We start from the raw sequence: 19,652 nt of genomic DNA on the forward strand, positions 1-19,652 counted from the left end.
ACCTGAAAATCTGCTGAACCGACAGCACACGACGAACTCGCGGGTCGACACGCACAGCCACAACAAATTGTGGGGCAGGTTCTTTCGTGAATCGAAACGACGAACGTGAGGGCTAGTCCATCAACGTTGCCGCGACGGTCCCGCCCAGTTCGTAACAACGATCGCGCACCGATTTGTCCACGCTCACAGTCACTTCGAGCGGATCCGCCACCGCGACCAATCCGAGCCCGGTGGCGAGCTTGCGCACCGACGACACAGCACCAGCGGTGTCGTTGTTTCCGTGAACCCACAGGCCGTACGGTCGATCCGAAACCGCGCCGAGGCATTGGTAGTACGTGGTGTCGAAGAAGTACTTGAGCGCACCCGACATGTATCCGAAATTGGCGGTGGTACCGAAAAGATATCCGTCAGCAGCGAGTACGTCGGGCACTGTCGCAGCCAACGCCGGCATCACCTTCACCTCGACGCCCTCGATCTCGGGATCGCGGGCCCCGGCAAGGACCGCATCCAACAATTCGTGGGTTGTCGGCGAGGGCGAGTGGTGAACCACCAACAAAGTCTTCACACACTGACAATACGGCGACGGGTGGCGAACCCGTCGCCGTTCACTCCTACGCCGAAACCGTTTCCGAGCTCATCGCCTTGACCAGGTCATCGGTTCGGGTGACCGAGGCGCAGCGTCCGGCCGCGTACTCGAGTGCACCGACATGCTCGTCCAGGGAGAAGTCGGCGACCGCGTCGCCCACGAAGAAGATCTGCACGTCTTGCATGAACCCGTCCAAAGCGGTAGTCAGGCAACCGATGTGGGCATAGATTCCCGTGATGATCAGCTGGTCACGCCCACTCTCGCGCAGTCGCTCACGCAAGTCTGTCTTGATGAAGGCACTGTAGCGCCATTTAGTGAGCATGACGTCCTCCGGATGCGGAGCCAACTCGGCAATCACGTCGGTGTGAGCAGGATCTGCCTTCAGCCCCGGTCCCCAGAAATCCGACAGCAACGCGCGCTCCTCGGGATCTTGATCACCGGGTTGGGCGGTGTAGACGATCGGGATCCCGGCAGCTCGCGCCGACGAACGAAGGCGGTCGATGTTCGGAACCACGGTTTGGAGCGGGTCGACGCTTCGGTCGTACGCGTTCACGAAATACTCCTGCATGTCGTGCAGAAGCAGCACCGCCCGGGAAGGATCGAGTGTCCAGTCGACCCGATTCTGCGGAAACTCGGTAGGCATCTCGTATCGGACTGCGGTGGGTAGCGCCATGAAAAATCTCCTCGAGAGAGTGGGAGTGAGAACCGATCAACTCGACAGCGTCTGCGCCGCAATCGATTCACTGAGAACACGGCGCAAGGCCGCCTTACTGGTCTTTCCGACGCCGGTGACGGGGAACTCGGTCACGAATTCCACTCGATCCGGAACCTTGTACGCCGCAACGCCTCGGCCTCGTATGTATCGCTTGATCTCGCCGACAGTCGGTGCTTCTCCCGAAATCACCAGGACTGCACACGTTCGCTCGCCCAGGTACTCGTCGGGAACAGCCACGACGGCCGCGTCGTGGACCGCAGGATGCGAGAGCAGGTGGTTTTCGATCTCCTCCGCTGCAACCTTCTCACCGCCGCGGTTGATCTGGTCCTTTGCACGCCCCTCGACTATCAGGTGACCAGTGGCGGTGACGCTGACCAGATCGCCGGTGCGGTAGAAACCTTCGGCATCGAAGACCTCGGCATTGTGCGCATCTGCACGGTAGTAGCCACGGATCGTGTACGGCCCCCGCGTCAGCAGGTGCCCCGTGGTTCCGGGCTCGACGAGCGCGCCCTCGTCGTCGACCACCCGAACCTCGTCGTCGGGTGAAATGGGCCGACCCTGCGTGCTGACGATCAATTCTTGTGTGTCGTCGAGGCGGGTGTAATTGACCAGCCCCTCGGCCATCCCGAACACCTGTTGGAGGGTGCAGCCCAGCTCCGTGGGTACCCGCGCGGCGGCTTCGGCGCTGAACTTCGCTCCGCCGACGCCGAGAACCCGCAAGCTCGACAGATCGTGATCTGCCTTGCTGGGGGCGGCCATCCAGGCCAACGCGATCGGTGGTACCAAAGACGCGTGCGTGACTCGCTCGGATTCGATCAGACCGAAAGCTGTGGAGGGCATGGTGTCCGGCGCCAGAACTACGGAGCCGCCCGCGTGGAAAACACCCAGGATTCCTGGCGAACTCATCGGAAAATTATGCGCTGCAGGAAGAACCACCAACATGCGCGTGGAGTCGTCGACGCCGCAGATCGGGTTGGATGCTCGCACCGAGTAGAGGTAGTCGGCGTGCGTTCGCGGAATCAGCTTCGGAACACCGGTCGTGCCACCGGAAAGCTGAAGAAAGGCGACCGACAACGGATCGACGTCGGCAAGAACGGGAACCTCGTATCCGCGCAACGAATCGAAACCGACAAACTCTTCGGGATCACCAGCCACGATCACAACAGGCGGAGTCTCGAGGCCTTCGTTCACCTCGCGCGCCAGTGCGCGGTAGTCGAACCCGCCATGACAGTCGGCCACGATATAGGCAGCGACATCAGCGAACTGGCAGAAGTATCCGATTTCGGTTCGGCGATGCGCCGGCAACCCGAAAACCGGCAGTGCGCCGAGCTTCAGCACACCGAACAATGCTTCGACGTATTCCACGATGTTCGGTAGCTGCAGGAGCACACGATCACCGGCGCGAACACCCAACGCGAACAGGCCTCCGGCCACTGCCGAACTGCGACGATCGAGCTCGGAATACGTCAACCGTGTTTTTGCTCCAGCGGCATCGCTACCGACCACAGCTTCGTTGTCGGGATGTCGTGCGGCCGCATCCGTGATGAATCCGGCCAGCGTCTCGTCCGTCCAGTAGCCTCGTTCCCGATAGTGCGTCACCAATTCGGGCGGATACTGTGCGACGGGCGCCAAGGGCTCGCGAGCGATCCTCGAGGTCATACAAGTGACTCCTCTTCGAAAGTGCTGTCAGCAAATACGTCTCACGCTTTGAGCGTCGCTCCACCGTCGACGTACAGCGCCTGCATGGTGATGTGGGCCGCTCGGTCGGACAGCAGGAAGTGCACCGAGTCGGCGATATCGTCTGCGGTGGCCAGTTTTCCGAGCGGAATGCCCAGGCGATAGCTCGCCAGATTGCCTTCGATGACCGCGTCGGCACCCGAATCGTCGGAGGGGTCCGACCACAACGAACGCTGCATTGCTGTGTCGGTGGATCCCGGAGCGACCACGTTGACACGAATCCCGTCGGTGGCCAACTCCAGTCCAGCGGTTCGAACCAACATCGTCGCAGCAGCTTTGGACGAACCGTAAGCACCCATCCCGATACGTGGCACACCGGCTGCGTTGGACGAGACCACCACGATCGACCCGGTCCGCTGACGACGCATTTCCAGTCCCACACTTTGCAGCACGTTGAGCAAACCGAAGACGTTGACGCCGAAGATCTTCCGCCACTGATCGGGATCAGAGTCCAGCACCGATCCGGTGTCGAGTATTCCGGCGACGTGCGCGAGCGCGTCGATCCGGCCGTACGTGTCCATCGTGGAGGTCACTGCTGCATCGACTGCTTGCCGGTCGGTCACGTCCACGACGTGGGACTCGATCGAGGCGCCATCGGTGATGGTTTCTGCCAATTCCGCGGCTACCCGCTTCAATTCGACGTCGTCGCGATCAAGAAGCGTCAGCGAATACCCGTCGCGCGCAAGAGTCCGGGCAACTGCAGCGCCGATACCCGCCGCCGCACCGGTGACCACGGCGATTCGGTGCGCGCTCACTGCGGGCACAGAACCTGAACCCAGGCATTGATCGTGGGTTCTTCTGCCAACTCGGCGAAGTCGGCATCCGCGCCCGCTCCTCGCCACCGTTCGACGAGCGTCATCAAACGAACCGAGTCCAGGCCCTCGTCACCCAGGTCCGCGTCGTCGCCGAGTTGTTCTGCCCTCATCGACAGAACCTCGGCGACGTCGCGCACGATCTGGTCACGGTCCACGGTGTTGCTCATCGGTCTCCTCGAGTAGTGGTCGACGCGCTCAGATCGAGCCAACCCACCCTCGTGTCGACCCCGTCCGCACGCCTTGACTTTAGGCCAGCCTAACCATAACGGTACGGAAGTACACAACCCAGACGCTCGCGACACAAATTCGTCCGAACTAAGGCTAGCCTCAACATAGCAAGCAATCCTGTCGAACTGGAAGGGTGTCCATGTCAGCACTCGCCGAAGTCTCCGAATTCCCGTTGCGCAACAACCGGACTGACGATGGAACGGACTCCGTTTTCCTGCTCTCACGTAGGGAAACGTCGATCCGCACTTCGGGAGTAGTCGAAGAATTCGACTCGGCCTTCGACGCGGCTGAAGCCCTCAAAACGGGGCGTATCGACTCGGTCGTCGGCGCCCTGCCCTTCTCCCCGGAGACACCGTCCGCCCTCACTGCGCCGCTGAGTTTCACGCGAGTCCGCGGTGATCTATATCACTCGAACGTTCCGGTACTCCCCTCTTCGCGGGTAGCAGGATTCGAACCGAGTCCACAGATCCACACCGACAGGGTCCGCAGCGCCATCGCCCGTCTGCGAGCAGGCGAACTCGACAAAGTTGTCCTCGCACGCTCGCTGAAAATCGAAGCCGAGTCCGCGATCTCCCCCTCCGCTCTGGCCGAGAAATTGATTGCACTCGACCACGCGCACAACGGCTTCTGCGTCGACCTGTCCCCCGCCGGTGGCGGGTACCGCGGACGTTCGCTGGTCGGCTCGACACCAGAAGTTCTGATCGAACGGCGAGGCGACATCGTCACCTGCCACCCGTTGGCGGGCTCGATTGCACGGCATCCGAATGCGGATCAGGACGAGGCGAACGCCGAGCAACTCCGCGCTTCGACCAAAGATCTCACCGAACACGCTTTTGTCGTCGATTCCATCAGCGCGATACTCGGACCGCTGTGCACGTCATTCAGTGCACCCAGTGCTCCGGAACTGCTTCGGACACCGCAACTGTGGCACCTCGGGACCAAGATCGAAGGCGTCCTGACCGACCCGAGCCTGACCTCTCTCGAACTGGCAATGGCGCTGCACCCGACTCCCGCTGTCTGCGGAACACCGACAAACGCTGCGCGCGAGCACATCACCGCAACCGAGGGCGATCGCGGGTTCTATGCCGGTGCGATCGGCTGGTGCGACCGCACCGGAGACGGCGAGTGGATGGTAGCCATTCGTTGCGCCGAGATCGCCGCAGACGGTCTGTCCGCGCGGGCGTACGCCGGCGGCGGCATCGTCGCTTCTTCCGATCCTGAAACCGAACTGCGAGAGACCAGTACAAAATTCCGCACGTTACTCAGCGCGTTCGACCTCGCTGAACATCAGCTCTGACTGGGAGTCACTTTTTCGAGGTGTTCAGGGCAATCGCGGCGTGAACGAGTGCCTTGAACGCCTTTTCGTTGACGGCTTCGCCCTCGTGAAAGTCGATCGCCCGCCTCGTGTTGCCCTCGAGGCTGGAGTTGAAGAGACCTGAGGCGTCCTCGAGTGATGCGCCTTTGGCAAAAGTCACCTTGACTGCGCTCTTGTAAGTCTCACCGGTACAGATCATTCCGGCGTGGTACCACACCGGGACTCCTCGCCACTTCCATTCCTCCACTACATCCGGATCCGCCTCTTTGATCAGAGTGCGTATCCGCGAGAGCGTTTCGCCCCGCCAATCTCCGAGTTCCTCGATTCGCTTGTCGATCAACTGAGACGGGGAGTCTGCGCCTTGCTTTTCGGGATCACTCTGCTTTTCGGGATCACTCTTCGCCATCGCTTCGTCACTTCCTGCTCGTTGTCGCCGATCGCCGGTGAGTCGAGTATCCCCTCCGGCACCCACATTCATTCGGCGAACCACTGACGCATCACGACGTCGAGGCGTAGACCATTTCTTGCTCTTTCTGACAAACCGAGACGGACGTCCAGTATTGTCTGGGTACTAAGTCCCGATTTTCGGCAAGAAGGACTCCATTGTGATGTGGAAATTGTGATGTGGAATCGCGCGCTTGCCCATTCGATCTCCGCGGCTGCCGGCTCGGTTGCTCTCGCCGCCGCAATCGTCGGCGTTCACGCTGCTCCGGCGGCGGCGCACCAGGCCTCGCGCGTCTTCGACGCACTGTGCACACCCATCGATGCGGGCCTGTCCGAGCTGTCCGGACTCACCGTCACCGCGGCCGGGGTGTACGCAATCGGCGACAGCGGCTCTGACGATCGCGTCGCCGAACTCGATTCGAACTGTCACGTTCAGCGCTGGATCAATGTGGGCACTCCTCGCGTCGATGTCGAGGATCTCTCGTCGACTCCTGACGGCCATCTGTGGCTGGCAGACATCGGCGACAACAACGCGGTACGAACGTCGATCGGGCTGATCGAACTCGATCCGACTTCAGGTACCGCTACCTCCTACCCCCTTGTTTATCCGGACGGGGCGCACGACGCCGAGACACTGTTGATCCAGAGCGACGGGCTTCCCGTCATCGTCACCAAGGACTATTTCGGTGCAAGCGTCGTCTACACAACCGCTGAGCGACAGCATGTTCAAGATCTGAGTACGTCGTCGCCGACCATATTGGCCGAAGTGGGCCAGCTGAGGTTGACACCCACCCTCACTTCCGGTGGGCCGGTTCCTCATGCCGGCACGATGGCCGTCACGGGCGGCGCTGTGAGCAAGGACGGCACGGTGGTAGGGCTTCGCACGTACACGGACGTCTACCTGTATTCAGCTCCCGATGGTGATGTCGTGAAAGCGTTGACCACCAAACCGATTCGTGTTCCCCTTCCCGACGAGCCACAAGGTGAAGCGATCGCGTTCGACGCTGCGGGTGATCTGATCAGCGGTTCCGAGGCATACAAAGGGCCGTTGCCGCCGCTGCGAATTCTTCGCGGTGCCAGTGACATCGCACTGTCGGGCGGTGCGAGCGGCTCTCTCGGCTCGTAGTCGATTCACGTCCCAGGGAAAGCGATCGGACGCCGCTATCATGACCGAGTGAACAAACAACTTCGAGCGACAGTGGCGATCGCGGCAGTTCTCGCGCTGGCTTCGTGCGCGAATTCCGTCGAAGGAAAACCTCGTCCGGATGCGTTTGTTCCGAGCGTCGACAACCCGGATCCGTCCGAAGCCATCGACGGAGTTGTCGCGGTCGATTACCCAGCCGCTCAACACGTACGCCCGAACGAACGTGTGGCGTACACGCATTCACCGCCTTTCGGCGGCCGTCATGATTCGGTCTGGGCAAACTGCACCGGAGTTGTTTATCCGCAAGCGATTCGGACCGAGAATGCGGTTCATTCTCTCGAACACGGAGCTGTGTGGATCACGTACAACCCCGACCTCGTCTCGGGCGAGGATCAGACCCGCTTGGCGCAGCGAGTCGAGGGCATGAGCTACACACTGATGTCGCCGTACCCGACCCTGGATTCGCCGATCTCGCTGCAGTCATGGGGCCGTCAACTCAAGCTCGACAACGCCGAGGACGCTCGCATCGATCAATTCGTCTCGGCATTGCGGGTCAATCCGAACACGTATCCCGAAGTGGGCGCGACGTGTTCGGTGCCGGTAACGAGCTTCGACCCGAACAACCCGCCGCCATTCGACCCCACCACTCCGGATCCGTCTTCTCCCACAACGGTTCCGGAGCGGTAGCACCTCACCGATCCCCTGGTCTCAGCAGAGGAAACTACTTGCCTCGCGAACGACGTTCCAGTTCCACTGCCCGGCGCATGGTTTCCCGCGCCCGGCTTCGATCACCGGCGTAGTCGTAGGCGCGAGCGAGTCGGAAGTTCTGCTTCCAGTTGTCCGGATCTGCTTCCCAGTCGACCTTGATCTGAGCGAACAACTCGTCGGCGGCCGCTCGCTCGATCCGACCCGAAGGCAATTTCGGAAGCGAAGAGGCGTCGACCGTGAGGCCCTCGTCGTGGATCTGCTGCGCGAGACGCTGGTGCGTGAACCCCGCACGGAGCGTGGCGATGACGAGCCACAGCCCCAGGAACGGCAGGATCAGCACTCCGATCCCGAGACCGATTGCGGCGCCACCGCCGTCCTGGATGAGCTGGATTCCGCGCTGACCGAGCAGCACGAAGTACACCGCGAGCGCGATACAGATCGCAACGATCAGCGCGAGGGTGCGGGTGGTCTTGTTCATAGATCGAGGAAGGAATCGATACCGACCGTCAGACCCGGATGCGAACCGATCTGACGAACACCGAGCAGAACGCCCGGCGCGAACGAATTCCGATCGATGGAGTCGTGCCGAATGGTCAGCGTCTCGCCCTGCGTTCCGAGAATGACTTCCTGATGCGCAACCAGGCCGGCCATGCGCACGGAGTGAACCCGGACGCCGTCGACGTCGGCTCCGCGCGCACCCTCGAGTTCGGTCGTGGTGGCGTCAGGACTGCGTCCAACGCCTGCTTCCGCGCGAGCCTCGGCAATCATGGCGGCCGTTCTGTATGCGGTGCCCGAAGGCGCGTCGGCCTTGTTGGGATGGTGAAGTTCGATGACCTCGACGGAATCGAAGAAGCGCGCCGCCGCGGCCGAGAAACGCATCAACAGCACCGCACCGATGGCGAAGTTGGGCGCGATCAGAACACCCGTTGCCGGCTGGGCGTCGAGCCAGGACTGCACAGTCGCGAGCCGGGACTCGTCGAAACCGGTGGTGCCGATCACAGCGTGAATTCCGTTGGCCACGAGGAATTCCAGATTTCCCATGACGACGTCGGGGTGAGTGAAGTCGACCACTACCTGAGTGCGGGCGTCGACGAACGTCTCGATGCGATCACCGGTGTCGACCTGCGCAACAAGTTCCAGATCGGGAGCAGCTTCCACTGCCTCGCAGATCGCTCGACCGACCTTGCCCTTGGCTCCCAGAACCCCGACCCTGATGGGTGCTGCACTCACGTCTTCCACGCTCCGTCCGATGCATTGTTTGAGGTGAAGCCTACGCAATCGCGCTGATGCGCTCACCATCAGTCGGGCAGGAGTTATGTCACCACTGGCACACTGGACGTGGTGAGCAACCGTCCGCAAGTCCGCGAAACCGGCAGCCTTCGACCACTCGAGTTGGCAACGGGTGCCGTCATGGCTGGATTCACGGTCGCGTTGTCCGTAATCGCCACGGTCATCCCCATGGCCAGCGCCCTCAACCTCGTGGCTGCGGTTCCGATGGGAATTGTTGCCCAGCGCTTTCGGGTCCGTGCAGTAGTGACGGCCGGAGTGTCGGCTACTGCGGTCGCCTTTGTCGCCGCCGGTTCGGGATCGGCATGGGCGGTGGCACTGTGCGCCCTACTCGGCGGAATCATCGGCACGGTCAAGCGGCGTGGTCTCGGCTTCATCTCCGCATTGCTGTCGTCATTTGTCATCGGGCCGGCGCTGGCGTTGTTCTCCATAGTCTTGTTGCTTGTTCTCGCGCCCCTGCGCAACTTGTTCCTGAACTCGCTCGAGAACACCGCGCTGGGTGTGGCCACAATCTTGAAGCGTGCACCTTCGCTGGTCGGGGCAGCCGAGTGGATCGAGAACAGCATCGGCTCGATCATCGATTACTGGTGGTTGTGGATCGCCGCGTCGATCATCTCCGGGATCGTCCTGAGCACCGTCGTCTCCTATTTTGTCCTCGGCGCCGTCCTCGATCGATTGGCTGCACTCCCCTCGTCCGACCCTCTCGAAACAACACCCGACGACCGTCCGATCGATCCGTTGCCGGTGACTTTCGATCACGTGGGCTTCACCTATCCGGGTGCATCGACGCCAGCCCTCGTGGATGTCAACTTCACCGTCCGACGCGGAGAGTTCGTCACTGTCGTCGGCCACAACGGCTCGGGCAAGTCCACACTCACCCGGTTGCTCGCCGGTCGCGCCCCGACTGTCGGGGCCCTGACGAGACCCGGGTCCGCCGGCCTCGGCCGACAGGGCGGAACCGCCATCGTCCTGCAACGACCGGAGAGCCAGATCCTCGGAACCCGCGTCGCGGACGACGTCGTCTGGGGGCTCCCCCCAGAGTCACATCCCGACGTCGATGCACTGCTCACTGAAGTAGGGCTCGCCGGCATGGGTATGCGCGAGACCTCGGGGCTCTCCGGTGGCGAGATGCAACGTCTGGCGGTTGCTGCCGCTCTGGCGCGGCGCCCCGCTCTCCTGATCGCGGACGAAGCCACCGCGATGGTCGATCAGGCCGGCCGGGAGGAATTGGTCGCACTCCTCGCCGAACTTCCACGACGCCATCCCATGGCCGTGGTACTCGTGACCCATCACCACGCCGACACCCGCGCGGCAGATCGGGTGATTCAACTGCAACGCGGACGGCAGATCGACCACCAACCCGGTTGGATGACGTCGACGTTTGCAGGTCCGCCCGCCGCGCCTTGGCCGGCCGGCACTCGCACGGTCCTCCAACTCACCGATGTGACGCACACCTATAACGACCGGACTCCGTGGTCGAGACGTGCACTGTCGGAGGTGAACCTGACCATCGGCGACGGGGACGGGCTACTGATCCTGGGCGGCAACGGTTCCGGTAAATCGACTCTGGCCTGGATCATGGCCGGCCTGATCACACCGAGCAAGGGAACCGCAGTCTTCGACGGCAAACCTGTCTCGCGCCAACTAGGCACCGTCGGGCTCACGTTCCAACATTCGCGGCTGCAATTGCAACGCCGAACCGTCGCCGAAGACATCGAGGCCGCCGGTGGTCCGGAGATCGGATCCGTACAAGTGTCCTGGGCGCTCGACGCCGTCGGACTCGACCGTCACATCGCCGGCCGCAGTATCGACGAGTTGAGCGGCGGGCAGATGCGACGCGTCGTGCTGGCCGGTCTCCTCGTCCGCCAACCCCGAGTGCTTATTCTCGACGAACCTCTCGCCGGTCTCGATCCGCCCGGCCGCCACGAAATCCTGAACGTACTCCGGTGGATTCGTCGGAACGGAACCGCAGTTGTCGTCATCTCCCACGACGTCGACGGCATGGATGCCGTGTGCAGCAGAACGATACGACTGTCGCAGGGTCGCATACTCGATCCGGCCGCCGGCGCAGCTTTGGAAGGATCGACAACGTGACCACCCTCCTGCGTGAAGTTCCGACTTCTTCTCCGGTCCATCGACTGTGGGCCGGAACGAAGATCGTGGCCGTCGTACTCGTTAGCATCGTGGTGGTTGTGACACCGTCCTGGCCGACGATCGGCGTCGTGCTCGGACTGCTGCTGCTGACCGCGGTGATCGGACGCATTCCCCCGACAGCAGTTCCCCACCCTCCGTGGTGGCTGTGGGCGCTTGTTCTGCTCGGCGCATTGATCAACCTTCCGATCGGCCTCGACGCGGTGTTCCTGTACCTGCAAGCCGTGACCTTCGGCCTTGTATTGCTCTGTGTCTCACTGATGTTGGCGTGGACGACATCGATGAGCGATGTGGCCCCTGCCCTGGCCACTCTGGGCCGACCGCTTCGATTCTTCAAGATTCCCGTCGACGAATGGGCGATCGCGACAGCCCTCTGCATTCGTTCGCTTCCGCTGTTGATCGACGAAATGCTCACTCTCGTTGCGGCACGGCGACTGCGCCCGAAAGCTGTGGTGAACAGCGCTGCCGACAACTCGATAGTCGACCTGATCACCACAACCATGTCGGTGGCAATTCGGCGATCTGCCGAAATGGGCGAAGCGATCTCCGCTCGCGGGGGCACCGGATTGATCGCGGCGTACCCCAAGCGCCCTCAGCTGGCCGACCTGTTCGCCTTGGTCGTCGTCATTGTTGCGTGCGCGTGCGCGGTCGCTTTGACGATAACTCTGCGCTGACCGGGTCACTTCTCATCGAACCCGACTGCGCGATGATCGCGGAACCCATCCAGCGTCGTAAGTATCGCCGCAGTTCCTCGTCACTCCGCTTCGGATCGCCGGGCGCGAGGAAAAACGACTGCATAGTCCGCAGGACGTATTCGACCAGTTCCTGAAGTGATGCGTCGTCGTATCCGTAACTCAGCCAGTCCACGTCGAAGCGGGTGATCATCGCCATTCCGAAGGCCTGCGCCTCCTGAGAGGTCAGACCTTCGGGATGAAGACTCGAATTCGTGCTTGTGAGCAGAATGCCGAGATGGGGCGTTCGGTGGACCTGGGTCAGGGTGTAGACGACACCCTCGGTCATCGCCTCGACGGGGTCTTCGATGCCGCTCACGTGCGTGGTCAGTCGATCGAGATAGCCGTCGACCGACGCGATCGCAGCTGCCCTCATCAGAGCGTCGGCGCTGGGAAAGTATCGATACACGGTCTGCCGGATCACGCCCAGTGACTCGGCGACGTCGCCGATACTGATTTCCGAACTCGTCCGTCCGATCAGCTCGACCGCGGCCTCGATAATGCGACGAGACGCATCTTCGTCACTGTCCGGTGGATTGCCGCCCCACCCACGCCTTCGTGCCACTGCCCACTTCCTCGCTCGAACGAGGCTCGAACCATGTCTTTGCGCTCGAAGTCCAAGAGCCACAGGCTAACACAGGCGAGATTTGCATCCGGACCGCTTGAATTTCCCTCCGTCGGCGAAAGTGAACATACAACTGCACACCGATATGTATGATTACCGCCACACGTGGCTTCCAGTGCCAGAGCGGCCACCTGACCAGCCCCTCCGAAAGACGAGGTTCGACAAGTGACCAACCTTCAGCCCCGAAAGATGGATTTCGGATTCGAGGATCATGACGTTCCCTTCCTGTGGAACCCGGAGAACCCGGCCTGGTCGAGCATGTCCAACGCGGTCTCGTTCCTGGCCATCGGTTTCGAGAAGATGATCGTGAAGATGATCATGCAGACCAAGTCGAGGATCAGCGATCCGGAGGTTGCCGAGGAAGCCGTGGCATTCATGCGGCAAGAAGGCCATCACTCGACCGCGCACCGCCAGCATGTGAAGGCTCTGATCCGGCGCTATCCCGGACTACAGAACACGCTCGACGCCGTGATCGGTGAATTCGATCTGCTCACCGAGGCGACCTCGTTGAACTACCGGCTCGCGTACACCGCAGATCTGGAGGCGACCTTCACACCGGTGTTCAAACTGATGCTCGACAACGAGGCGACCTTGTTCCGCCCCGGAGACGACCGCGTCGCGTCGCTGTTCATCTGGCACTTCGTCGAGGAGGTCGAGCATCGTAGCTCGGCTCTGATCATCTTCAATTCCGTTGTCGGAAGCGAGCTTTACCGGATGCGGATGGCGCCGTCGATCTTCGCGCACGTGATGAAGGTGATTCGTATCGCCTGCGCAGGCTTCAACCAGCACGTTCCGCTCTCCGAGCGTCAAGTGGACTCACTGTCGATGTTCGCCACCCACCGCACCAAGCAGAAGATTCTGACGTCGTTTGCGCCCTACCTGACCAAGGGCACCATGCCCCGCGCTTTCGATCACCTACAACTCGGCGAACAACTCGTCGCGCTCGGCGGTGTCTTCCGCAGCCAGATGCCCAATCACAACCCGGATCACGAGAAACTCCCCGCACTGGCCGACCAGTGGTTCAAGCGTTACGACGACGGCTACGACTGCACACGCTGGTACACCGCCGAAGCTCAGGCACAAGCCGAGTCGATCACGTCAGGGGCCAACTGATGGCAGAACACTGCTCCCCTACGTTCTCCCAGCTCGCAACAGAACTCGGTTTCTCCTGTCAGGAAGCAGGTGGACTCGTCGAGTTCCGTAACCCGGCGGCGCTGGAGAACTGGACCCTGCCCGTCCTCGAATGGACCATCATCGTCGGCTCGGTGCTCGCACTGGTCCTGGCGATCGTGCGGTTGCGCCGCAACGGCGACCCCACCAATCTGGTTCTCTGGTTCGGCGCCACCGCCTACCTGTTCATCATCGAGCCTCCGCTGTACTTCCCGGCGGCGTTCGGCATCGAAGAACAAGTGGACACGATGTTCGCGCACAACGTGTTCACCGTCGACTTCATGTGGGGTCGACTGCCGCTGTACATCGTTGCCATCTATCCACTGATGGCGACGTTGGCCTTCGAAATAGTCAGAATGCTGGGCGTTTTCCGCAAATACGGTCCACTACTGGGCGCAGTCTGCGTCGGCTTCGTCCACCATGCGTTCTACGAAATCTTCGATCACCTCGGACCCCAGTTGCGGTGGTGGGAGTGGTCGACGTCGAACCCGATCAACCAACCCATGTTCGACGCGGTTCCACTGCCCAGCGTGGTCGTCTTCGCCGCGCTGTGGCCCATGTCGCTGGCATTCTGCGTCCAGTACTTCGTCGGACGGCACGTCGATGCCGGCAAGCACTTCTCCGGGCTTCAGTTGGTATGGCGCACCATCGTGATCGGCCTGCTGGCCTCGCTGGGTACGTTCATCCTCCCGCTCCCGGCGACGGTCTTCGGGATGGGCAGTGACACCGTTCGTGGGTTCCTCTACGCCGCTGAACTTGCAGTCCTCACAGTGGTCGCGATCGTGGTTCTCGTCCGCCAATGGACGCACCTGCGCTCGGCAGAATCGAACACTCCTGCACACACCAACAGGTTCGTGCAGATCTACAGCGTGGTGTACCTGGTTGTCATGGCCGTCCTGTGGGCGAGTGCGCTTCCCGACTTCTTCGACGCGGTCGACGGTTCCACCAGCGCGGGAGATCCCATCGGGAACCTCTGGTACACAGTGGCGTGCTTCGTCATCGCAATCCTGTGCGTGAGCGCAACTTTCACCATTCCGAAGCGGAACTCCGGGACGGCCGACGCCGAGCTCCTCGGGGCAAACTCAGCGACTCCGGCTACCTAGGCGACCGGGACGAGACCGCTCGGGTCTCGTCCCGGTTTCTCGGTTTCACGGCGTCACGGGACGCGGTGAGTCCACTCTTCGGTTCTGAATTTCGTCTCCACCAGCTTGCGCGCCTGCTCCAACTCCGAGTCCGTGTAATCGCTGTCGTGGGTGTCGTATTGACCTCGGAAGTGCTGCGCAAACGACTCCAGGATTGCTGCACGCGTCATTCCGGTCTGCGAACGCAGCGGATCGACGCGCTTGGCCGCACTCTTGGTTCCCTTGTCCGACATCTTTTCTCGTCCGATTCGCAACACCTGCGTCATCTTCTCAGCGTCGATGTCGTAGGCCATGGTCACGTGATGGAGCACGGTGCCGGACGCGAATCGCTTCTGAGCGGCGCCGGCGATCTTGCCCTTGTCCGAGGCGATGTCGTTGAGCGGCACATACCGAGCGTTGATACCGACCTCGGCAAGCGCTCCCATGACCCACTGATCGAGAAACGCGTAGGACTGCTCGAAACTCAATCCCTCGACCAACGACGCCGGTACTGCCAACGAGTACGTGATGCAGTTGCCCGGTTCCATGAACATCGCGCCGCCACCGGAGATTCGGCGCACCACCCCGATGCCGTGCCGCGCAGCCGCCTCGGAGTCGACCTCGTTACGCACGGACTGGAACGATCCGATCACGACCAAGGGCGAGTCCCAGTCCCAGAAACGCAATGTCGGCGGACGCTCACCCGATGCGACCTCACGCGCGATGACCTCGTCCAGCGCGACGTGCATCGCGGGATCGAGAACCACCGGCGGGATGAGGTCGAACGTGTGATCCGCCCAGCTCGTGGCGTGGCCGAGTGCGCGCCGGATCGCGATGCCGACCGACTGCGGCGTGAAGCCGATCATCGAGACGGACTCGTCGAGCGCAGTGGAGATGGCATGCGCCAACTGTTCTGCATCCGAGTCGGCGGGCATTCCGCGCAACGCCGCGTTGATGTCGTCGAGCGCGCTGTCGGGCTCGAGGAAGAAGTCCCCCGAGACTGCGACTTCGGCCAGCCGACCGTCCGCCACCTCGACGTCGACCGCGACCAGTTTTCCACCAGGAACCTTGTACTCTCCACGCATCCGTCCAGCCTATCCCTGCGGGATTCTCTGCGGTGAGCGCCGTCGAAGATCACACCGCGCACGCAGTGCGCATCTGTTAGGCCGGCAAGACGACCAATCACTCACACCTGTAAGTCGCTGCGGGGCTGCACAATCGCGAGGACGGGACCGCACGTGTCGGCCCCTGCCTTGACTCCCGCTTCTGCCGACAGGCGAGATGATCTCTGGGGTGGGAGGATTACCGCAACGAGCCAACTCCCTGGCAAGTCACAACGGAGGTAGACATGAAGGTCCCGGCGTTCCACTCGACGGTTCCTTCGGATCTCGACGTCTATCACGACAACGAAAGCTGCATTTTGGCCGCGCGCATCGCAGTGTCCCATCGTGCCCCCGGAGTCGACGGCCGACCGTGGTGCACTGCCTGCGCGTCTTTGGACTGACGAGCGACCACCAGCTCACTCACACCCACGTCGCCGATTCGGGGACAACCCCGTTGGCCCGAGCATTCGCATCGATGACAGCACGGAGCCACACGGTCAGACCGGCCTCGACCTGCTCGTAGAACGCGGTGAATCCCGGATCGGCCACGTACATCCGTCCCAGACACACCTGTATCGAATGTGTGCAGTCGAAGTAAACCCCGATCGACGCTCGGTGCCGTTCTGCCAGCGAATTCGCCTCGGCGCTTCCCGGTTCGACACCGGATCGGCAGGCCAGCGCCAGATCTTCGTCGAGCGTCTCGACGCAGTCGGCGATCTTCTGCCAATCCTCGGCGGTCCTACCCGCCGACCGTTCCGCGTGCTGCGCCCACTGCGCACTGTCACCCCAACGCTCGTGCGCCTCAGGTCCCCATGACGGCTGCCAGTGTCGGCCGAAGATCGAGACCTGCTCGTGTGCCGGCAGCAGCACACCCGACTTCCTGGCATCGATAATGCGATCCAAGGACTCGCCCAGTTCCTCCAAGTCGGCTATCCGTTGCCGCAACTCGGCGCGCTGCCCACGCAGCGTCTCGTCCACGTCGGCTGCGGGCGCATCGAGCAATATCCCGATCTCGTCGAGCGACAAGCCCACGTCTCGGTAGACAAGCACCCGGCCGATGCGGCCGAGGTCCGCGTCGGTGTACAGCCGGTAGCCCCCGTCACTGCGCCCGGACGGGCGCACCAAACCGATTGCGTCCCAATGATGAAGGGTACGTACGGTTATGCCTAGTCGTGATGCGGCAGCACCGACAGTGAGAGCACTGCCTGCGTCGTCTCCGAAGAGTTGCTCCGTCACGGCGTCCAGTCTGACAGACGCGGTGCGGGAGGCCACGGCGTCAGCCCTCTGTTCAGTCGTCGGGTCCGTCAATTCCCATACCTCGCAGATACTCGGACTCGGCACTGTTCGGGTCGTACGGACGAGCGGCCGTCATGATCACGCGCGCGTTCTCCGGTGTCACAATCTCCAACTCCAGTGAATTCCAGGGCTTCAGATGTGGACCGCTGGTGCATCCGGGCCGCAATTCCTCACACGCCTTGGCTATCTGATCGATCTGACTCAGCACACACGCAAAGCTCACACTGACGGACGGTGATGAATCTGACCGTTCTCCGGGCACGAGCAGAACGTCTTGAAATGCCCAGCGTCGCAGGTGCGTCAGTCGATCCGGTACCGAAAAGAGGTCGAAGAAACCGAGCCCACCGATCCAGAAGTCGGCCGATTCGGCCAGATTCGAAGTCGGAACCGACACGAACATGGGCATTCCGTAGAGACCTCGGAACTGTTCCGGAGGCACGGCATCGGTAGCGGGGACAGGGACGGGGCTGATGTCGAATGCTGGGTAAGTATCGGTCATGAAGTCATCGTGAGCCCTCACGCTACGTCAGGGTCAAATCGTGTGAAATCCGATCGAACCGGATTGCGCGATCACACCGTGCGTGCGAATGCGCCGTCGTCTGCGAATACACGTTGGCCAAAGCGTTCGCCGATGAGGCGGTGCGTCGCAGCGTCCGGATGGAGCTGATCGGGAAGCGGCAACTCTTCGTTCTCGGCCGCACCGTAGAGATCGCAGCCGTCGACGTAATGCAGATTGGGATCATCCGCCGATCGCTGGGTTACGATGCGCGCCAACTCTTCCCGAATAGAGCGCAGCGTCAGCTTTCCGGCTGCGCGCTCGGCGGGATCGCCGGTAGCAACGAATCGCATTTCGCCTCTGGCAAGCGCGTCGAAATCGAATGCACCTGGCCCCGGCGTGTCTTCGTGAATCGGGCAATAGACAGGCGAGACGACCAACAGTGGAGCCGCTGGATGACCGTCGCGGACCGTGTCGAGGAAGCCGTGCATTGCCGACGTGAAGGCCCGCAGGCGCATCACGTCGGAGTTGACCAGATTGATGCCCATCTTGATGCTGATCAGGTCAGCTGCGGTGTCTCGCATAGCGCGGGCGGTGTACTGGTCCAGCAGGGCGCTGCCGCTGAACCCGAGGTTGATCAGATCCACGCCGCCGAGGGAGGCTGCGAGAGCAGGCCAAGTGCGGGAGGGACTTTCAGCGCCGGAGCCTTGACTGATCGAGCTTCCGTGATGGAGCCACACGCGACGCTTCGTCTCGACCGCGAGTTCGAGTGGGGCGTCGGTCCGTAGTGCGACAAGTTCGGTGGTTTCGTTGTGCGGCAACCAGATCTCGACAGCCTTTGATCGCGCAGGCAGGTCCGCGAAGCGGATGGTGCTGACGGGTCCGGATTGTCTCTGAGCGGTACCGGTCGCCATGTCGATCGTCACCGTGTTGCCGCCCTCAGCGATTGCGTGCCCGGCTGGTTCGCCGTCGACGAGCAGGTCGTACACCCCCTGTGGCCTCGGCGGGGCACCGATGTAGATCATTTTCGTGGGCAGAGTGTCGAGTTCGATGGCCGTAGCGCTGGTTCGGAACACCAGCCGCACTCCGGACGGTTGTGATTGCGCCATTGCCATCTGGCCGTCAGCGAATTGTGTGCGAGCCCTGGCGGGCAGACGGTGTGTCAGCACACCGCGTTCGGTCCGCTCGAGCTCGAGGGCTCCGCGCACGATGTCCTCGGAAATTGCGGTAGTAATCCAGCTGCTCTGGCTGTTCATCTCATTCACCTGTAGATAAGTTGCGAAGGTATTAACTAGACCACACAGTAATTTGCCTATACTATTTAGGCAAGCGGTTTCACTTCTCGACGAACAGGATCAACGGACATGCCTCGCGCAGGACTGACACCCGAACGCCTCGCCGTGGCGGGCGCCGAATTGGCCGACGAGGTGGGCTTCGAGCAGGTGACCGTATCGGCCGTCGCCAGAGCGTTCGACGTCAAGGTGGCAAGCCTGTACTCGCACGTGAAGAGTTCGAACGACCTCAAAACCAGAATCGCATTGCTTGCCTTGGAAGAGATGGCCGACCAGGCTTCCGACGCCGTTGCGGGCCGGTCCGGCCGCGACGCCTTGACCGCCTTCGCGAACGTGTACCGCAACTACGCGAGGTCACACCCTGGTCGGTACGCCGCGTCGCAGATGCGCCTCACCCCGGAGGCAGCAGCTGCGAGCGCGGGCTTCAGGCACTCGCAGATGATGCGATCTATTCTGCGCGGGTACAACCTCACCGATCTCGATCAGACCCACGCAGTTCGGTTGCTCGGCAGCGTTTTTCATGGGTACGCCAGCCTCGAGTTGGGTGGATCGTTCAGCCACAGTGCACCGGACAGCGCCGAAAGCTGGTCCAGGATCCTCGAGGCACTCGATTCGATGCTGACCAATTGGCCAGCATCGAGTGCGTGATCAGGCGTGCTTTCTGCCAGCAAAGTGCTTGCGCCACTTG

The 19,652-nt window shown here is 62.0% G+C and carries 22 protein-coding genes; 9 read left to right on the forward strand and 13 right to left on the reverse strand.

The annotated features are described in order from the left end of the window. Positions 1–112 precede the first annotated feature (112 nt). The 5 genes from ACFWEM_RS11175 to ACFWEM_RS11195 are packed head-to-tail and all read right to left on the reverse strand — an operon-like array spanning position 113 to position 4,020. Entirely contained in the window at positions 113–565 is a 453-nt protein-coding gene (locus tag ACFWEM_RS11175) for a flavodoxin family protein (RefSeq protein ID WP_378533520.1), read from the reverse strand. A gap of 46 nt (positions 566–611) precedes the next feature. After that, the gene (locus tag ACFWEM_RS11180) at positions 612–1,259 is read right to left on the reverse strand and encodes an isochorismatase family protein (RefSeq protein WP_378449838.1); all 648 of its coding nucleotides are present in this window, start codon (positions 1,257–1,259) and stop codon (positions 612–614) included. 36 nt (positions 1,260–1,295) lie between these two features. Next, complete coding sequence (locus ACFWEM_RS11185; RefSeq protein WP_378533522.1) at positions 1,296–2,960, reverse strand: (2,3-dihydroxybenzoyl)adenylate synthase; 1,665 nt, start codon at positions 2,958–2,960, stop codon at positions 1,296–1,298. A gap of 41 nt (positions 2,961–3,001) precedes the next feature. Further along, positions 3,002–3,802 carry a 2,3-dihydro-2,3-dihydroxybenzoate dehydrogenase gene (locus tag ACFWEM_RS11190; RefSeq protein WP_378533524.1) on the reverse strand — a complete coding sequence of 267 codons (801 nt, stop codon included), beginning with the start codon at positions 3,800–3,802 and terminating at the stop codon, positions 3,002–3,004. Further along, the gene (locus ACFWEM_RS11195; RefSeq protein ID WP_003942230.1) at positions 3,790–4,020 is read right to left on the reverse strand and encodes a phosphopantetheine-binding protein; all 231 of its coding nucleotides are present in this window, start codon (positions 4,018–4,020) and stop codon (positions 3,790–3,792) included. The genes ACFWEM_RS11190 and ACFWEM_RS11195 overlap by 13 nt, the downstream gene beginning before the upstream one ends. 200 nt (positions 4,021–4,220) lie before the next feature. On the opposite strand from ACFWEM_RS11195, the gene ACFWEM_RS11200 reads away from it, so the two are divergent. Then, a complete protein-coding gene (locus ACFWEM_RS11200; protein ID WP_378533526.1) occupies positions 4,221–5,378 on the forward strand; it encodes an isochorismate synthase MenF in 1,158 nt (385 codons plus the stop codon). Positions 5,379–5,385: 7 nt separating this feature from the next. On the opposite strand, the gene ACFWEM_RS11205 is transcribed toward ACFWEM_RS11200, so the two are convergent. Continuing rightward, positions 5,386–5,802, reverse strand: coding sequence for a DUF1801 domain-containing protein (locus tag ACFWEM_RS11205; RefSeq protein ID WP_378449842.1), 417 nt, complete (start codon positions 5,800–5,802; stop codon positions 5,386–5,388). Between the two features lie 204 nt (positions 5,803–6,006). On the opposite strand from ACFWEM_RS11205, the gene ACFWEM_RS11210 reads away from it, so the two are divergent. Both ACFWEM_RS11210 and ACFWEM_RS11215 read left to right on the forward strand, forming a co-directional pair. Continuing rightward, a complete protein-coding gene (locus ACFWEM_RS11210) occupies positions 6,007–6,966 on the forward strand; it encodes a hypothetical protein (protein WP_378533529.1) in 960 nt (319 codons plus the stop codon). Positions 6,967–7,014: 48 nt separating this feature from the next. Then, complete coding sequence (locus tag ACFWEM_RS11215) at positions 7,015–7,671, forward strand: DUF3105 domain-containing protein (protein ID WP_378533531.1); 657 nt, start codon at positions 7,015–7,017, stop codon at positions 7,669–7,671. A 34-nt stretch (positions 7,672–7,705) separates the two neighbouring features. Here the strand turns inward: ACFWEM_RS11215 and ACFWEM_RS11220 are convergent, their stop codons facing one another. Together ACFWEM_RS11220 and dapB are read right to left on the reverse strand one after the other, a co-directional pair. Beyond that, positions 7,706–8,170: a hypothetical protein gene (locus ACFWEM_RS11220; protein WP_283303888.1), complete on the reverse strand. Its 465-nt coding sequence runs from the start codon at positions 8,168–8,170 to the stop codon at positions 7,706–7,708. After that, positions 8,167–8,931: a 4-hydroxy-tetrahydrodipicolinate reductase gene (gene dapB, locus ACFWEM_RS11225; protein ID WP_378533533.1), complete on the reverse strand. Its 765-nt coding sequence runs from the start codon at positions 8,929–8,931 to the stop codon at positions 8,167–8,169. The genes ACFWEM_RS11220 and dapB overlap by 4 nt, the downstream gene beginning before the upstream one ends. A gap of 102 nt (positions 8,932–9,033) precedes the next feature. Here dapB and ACFWEM_RS11230 point away from each other — a divergent pair, with 102 nt between their 5' ends. Next, complete coding sequence (locus ACFWEM_RS11230) at positions 9,034–11,073, forward strand: ATP-binding cassette domain-containing protein (RefSeq protein WP_378533535.1); 2,040 nt, start codon at positions 9,034–9,036, stop codon at positions 11,071–11,073. Beyond that, positions 11,070–11,804 carry an energy-coupling factor transporter transmembrane component T family protein gene (locus ACFWEM_RS11235; RefSeq protein WP_378533537.1) on the forward strand — a complete coding sequence of 245 codons (735 nt, stop codon included), beginning with the start codon at positions 11,070–11,072 and terminating at the stop codon, positions 11,802–11,804. Before ACFWEM_RS11230 ends, ACFWEM_RS11235 begins: the two co-directional genes overlap by 4 nt. Here ACFWEM_RS11235 and ACFWEM_RS11240 read toward each other — a convergent pair. Continuing rightward, the gene (locus tag ACFWEM_RS11240; protein WP_378533539.1) at positions 11,755–12,426 is read right to left on the reverse strand and encodes a TetR/AcrR family transcriptional regulator; all 672 of its coding nucleotides are present in this window, start codon (positions 12,424–12,426) and stop codon (positions 11,755–11,757) included. The genes ACFWEM_RS11235 and ACFWEM_RS11240 overlap by 50 nt on opposite strands. Positions 12,427–12,651: 225 nt before the next feature. On the opposite strand from ACFWEM_RS11240, the gene ACFWEM_RS11245 reads away from it, so the two are divergent. After that, positions 12,652–13,599, forward strand: a complete 948-nt coding sequence (locus ACFWEM_RS11245) for a metal-dependent hydrolase (protein ID WP_378533541.1) — start codon at positions 12,652–12,654, stop codon at positions 13,597–13,599. After that, positions 13,599–14,759, forward strand: coding sequence for a hypothetical protein (locus ACFWEM_RS11250; protein WP_030535582.1), 1,161 nt, complete (start codon positions 13,599–13,601; stop codon positions 14,757–14,759). The genes ACFWEM_RS11245 and ACFWEM_RS11250 overlap by 1 nt, the downstream gene beginning before the upstream one ends. 53 nt (positions 14,760–14,812) lie before the next feature. On the opposite strand, the gene ACFWEM_RS11255 is transcribed toward ACFWEM_RS11250, so the two are convergent. After that, positions 14,813–15,862, reverse strand: coding sequence for a biotin/lipoate A/B protein ligase family protein (locus ACFWEM_RS11255; protein ID WP_378533542.1), 1,050 nt, complete (start codon positions 15,860–15,862; stop codon positions 14,813–14,815). A 263-nt stretch (positions 15,863–16,125) separates the two neighbouring features. Here ACFWEM_RS11255 and ACFWEM_RS11260 point away from each other — a divergent pair, with 263 nt between their 5' ends. After that, complete coding sequence (locus ACFWEM_RS11260; protein ID WP_003942131.1) at positions 16,126–16,281, forward strand: hypothetical protein; 156 nt, start codon at positions 16,126–16,128, stop codon at positions 16,279–16,281. Between the two features lie 19 nt (positions 16,282–16,300). On the opposite strand, the gene ACFWEM_RS11265 is transcribed toward ACFWEM_RS11260, so the two are convergent. The 3 genes from ACFWEM_RS11265 to ACFWEM_RS11275 form a co-directional block, all read right to left on the reverse strand. After that, the gene (locus tag ACFWEM_RS11265) at positions 16,301–17,116 is read right to left on the reverse strand and encodes a MerR family transcriptional regulator (RefSeq protein WP_378533544.1); all 816 of its coding nucleotides are present in this window, start codon (positions 17,114–17,116) and stop codon (positions 16,301–16,303) included. 52 nt (positions 17,117–17,168) lie between these two features. Next, positions 17,169–17,675, reverse strand: a complete 507-nt coding sequence (locus ACFWEM_RS11270) for a VOC family protein (protein ID WP_378533546.1) — start codon at positions 17,673–17,675, stop codon at positions 17,169–17,171. A gap of 71 nt (positions 17,676–17,746) precedes the next feature. Continuing rightward, a complete protein-coding gene (locus ACFWEM_RS11275; protein WP_378533548.1) occupies positions 17,747–18,928 on the reverse strand; it encodes a GDSL-type esterase/lipase family protein in 1,182 nt (393 codons plus the stop codon). A 108-nt stretch (positions 18,929–19,036) separates the two neighbouring features. On the opposite strand from ACFWEM_RS11275, the gene ACFWEM_RS11280 reads away from it, so the two are divergent. Then, positions 19,037–19,612: a TetR/AcrR family transcriptional regulator gene (locus ACFWEM_RS11280; RefSeq protein WP_378533551.1), complete on the forward strand. Its 576-nt coding sequence runs from the start codon at positions 19,037–19,039 to the stop codon at positions 19,610–19,612. Positions 19,613–19,652 lie beyond the last annotated feature (40 nt).

The organism is Rhodococcus sp. NPDC060176 (assembly GCF_042728675.1).
In the GTDB taxonomy this organism is placed as follows: domain Bacteria; phylum Actinomycetota; class Actinomycetes; order Mycobacteriales; family Mycobacteriaceae; genus Rhodococcus_F.